We start from the raw sequence: 3,221 nt of genomic DNA, 5'->3' as shown, positions 1-3,221 counted from the left end.
AGTGCAAGAAGTCCCGAAAGAATGCTTACCTGCCGATAAGGCAATTTCCAGGTGTCCGGTACCAGGAAAAACAATAGTACCATCTACTTTATGATCCTGCAAATAGGGAAACGCCTTCGTATTAAGTGCAACTTCCCAGATTCGGTGATTGCTATCAGTAGAAGAAACCGTTTCTCGAGATAGATACGGATGTACGGATGCTTCGGTGCGATCTTTTACTGACGAGTCAAGCTCAAACCAGTAGGGTTTATGTTGCCATGCGTAAGAAGGGAGGTCAACAGTATTACCGACCCCTACCAGCTGTTGCCAGTCAACAGAGTATCCCTGCGTATAGAGCATTCCTAGCGAACCTTTGATTGTTAGTGCCTCATCTTCTTTGCGCCTTAATGACGGAACGATGAATACATTTTTAACCGCTTTTGATTTTAATAATTCATTAGCTCCAATAGTTAATACTGGGTGAGGGGCAATCTCGATGAATGTATCGAACCCATCGTCAGCCATCTGAGCTAAGGCATCAGTAAAATATACAGGCTCTCGAACATTTTGGTACCAGTATCCAGTAGTTAAATGCAACCCATCCTCTTGCTTACCAGTCACGGTAGAATAAAGAGGAATTTGTGCCTGATTGGGTGCTAAATGAATAAGCGACTCAATTAATTCTTCCTTTAAGGGTTCCATATGGTGGCTATGGAAAGGCACGTTCACTTTTAGGAAGCGGCAGAACACATCTTTTTCTTCTAGCTGTTTAGCGATTTTCTCCAACGGTTCAGCATCGCCCGAAAAAGTTAACATATTCGGACCATTAATAGCCGCAATGGATACCTGACCTAGGTTGGCTTCATCGGCAACACTGGAAATGGCCTGCCGGGCCTCCTCTACTGTGAGGGCTGCCGCTAGCATCTTCCCTTTTCCGGTGGCACAGCTTTGCCCTCGGCTTCGGTGATAAATTACTTCTACTGCCTGATCTAGCGTTAGTGCACCACTAGCGTAGGCTGCTGCTACCTCTCCAATAGAGTGTCCCACACAACCTTGGGGGGTTACTCCCCACGATTTCCAGATTTCGGTTAGTCCGATCTGAATCGCCATAATTGCCGGTTGGGCAATCTGAGTTTCGCTAACCCGAGAGCTGGCTTCGTCACGATTCATTTCTTTTAATAGCGACCAGTCAGCTAACTTGCGAAATTTTTGATCGATACTCTCTACTACGTCTCGGAATATCAACGATGACTTGAGAAGTTCTTGCCCCATAGCGTACCATTGAGGGCCTTGACCCGAAAAGATAAATCCAAGCTTAGGTTTATGATCTCTCTTAACCTTTTGAGAATACATTCCGCTTCGGGTTTCCTCTTCCAAAAAGGCAACTAACTTCTCTTTCAGTTCATACTTCGTTCGGCAAGCTACTGATAAGCGATAGCTTAATGCTGATCGCCGAGCTCCTGCTGTATAGCAAATATCGGCTAGAGAATTTTTAGTACTCTCCACAAATTCTATATAACGAGACACATTATCTCTCAGGGCTTCTTTGCTTTGGGCTGAGAGTGTGAATAATTCCACTTCCGATAATTCGGTTTCTTCTTGATCCTCAGTTAAGCGCGTTTCTGAATTACTGAAGGATTGAAGCACTACGTGAGCGTTTGTACCGCCTGCTCCAAATGAATTAACCCCGCCAATTATTGGCTTATCCCCGGTTGGCAAATCAATAAGTTCAGTAGGTACTTTCAAGCGATACTGATCGAATGGAATCTTAGGATTAGGGGTCTCAAAATGCAAATTCTGAGGGATTTTGCTATTTTTTAGCACCAACGCCAATTTGATTAACCCTGCTACACCTGCCGCTGCTTCGGTATGCCCGAAATTTGTTTTTACGGAGCCTACCCAGCACTTCTGTTCTTCTGTCCTATTTTTTCCAATTACCTCACCAAAAGCATTCGTTTCTATGGGGTCTCCTACCGGAGTACCCGTTCCATGTGCTTCAATGTAGGCCACATCTTTTGGGTCAACCCCCGCGTGTTCGTAGGCTGTTTTTAGCATGTCTACTTGTGAGGTAAGACTGGGAACAGTAAACCCATCTTCAGTATGCCCATCCTGGTTCACTGCCGACCCTAAAATAACTGCGTAAACAGAATCTTTGTCAGCTAACGCTTGGGATAAAGGTTTTAGTACTACTACACCACAACCTTCACTACGAACATAGCCGTTGGCCCGACTATCGTAGGTTTTACAGTGTCCATCAGGTGAAAGAAAATTACCTTTTGACATAATGATGGATGACTCCGGGCGAAGTATGGCATTAACTCCACCGGCCAAAGCCATTTGACTTTCTCCACTCCAGATACTTTGACAAGCTAAATGAACCCCTACCAAGGATGAGGAACATGCGGTATCTAGCGTTAAACTGGGTCCTTTCAGATTAAAGGTGTAAGATACGCGGTTTGCTGCCCCAGTTCGAGAAGCTCCCATAGCTACGTGTGGACTAACATCTCCGCGTTGTTCGCTAGCAGCCTGGATATCCCAGTAATCACTCATGAAGAGACCGGTATAGACTCCCACTTTTTGGCCGGAAACATCTTCTAATCTCATCCCAGCGTCTTCTAGTGCTTGATAAGATACTTCTAAAAGCATTCGTTGCTGAGGGTCTATTCGTTGAGCTTCGGCAGGAAATATGTTAAAGAATTCGGGATCAAAATGATCTACATTTTTAACAAAGCCGCCCTTCTTGCTTTTAATTTTACCTGCTTTATCGCTATCGGGATCATAAAATTTCGATAGATTCCAACGATCTGCGGGTACATCGGTGATGGCATTTTTGCCTTCGGTGAGAAGTTGCCAGAAAGTATCTGGATTATTTACTTCTCCCGGAAAGCGACACCCAATACCAACAATAGCAATAGGGGTTCGCTGACTCGAGATAGGTTTCTTTGACGAAGTGTCCTGAGAGGGCATGACAGTGCCAGGCCCGCCCAGTGAGCGGGTGTTCGAATTTTTCATGTATAAGGTGATTTAGTTAGTGTTTAGAAAGTGATTTTCGGCTATCTATTCATAGGTTGAATTTTTAGTAACTTTACACTTATTCGGTTAAATGCTGTAAAATCTAAAGAGCAAATCGGGAATATACACTGAAAATATAGTAGGGCAATGACGAAAAACTAAAAACTAAGTTTAGAGATTTCAAACTCGTCAAGTTGTGCGATTATAAGTGTAATTGTATAACTATATAC

1 protein-coding gene is annotated in these 3,221 nt (G+C 43.9%); it reads right to left on the bottom strand.

The features are described 5' to 3' along the window. A partial coding sequence (locus WBA23_RS03705) for a type I polyketide synthase (RefSeq protein WP_424580901.1) occupies nt 1–2,991 on the bottom strand: 2,991 nt, incomplete at its 3' end. Nucleotides 2,992–3,221 lie beyond the last annotated feature (230 nt).

Origin of the sequence: Tunicatimonas sp. (assembly GCF_049647865.1) — a bacterium.
GTDB lineage: Bacteria > Bacteroidota > Bacteroidia > Cytophagales > Cyclobacteriaceae > Tunicatimonas.
Note: the sequence above shows the minus strand (reverse complement) of the source record. Positions and strands in the feature narration are given on the sequence as shown.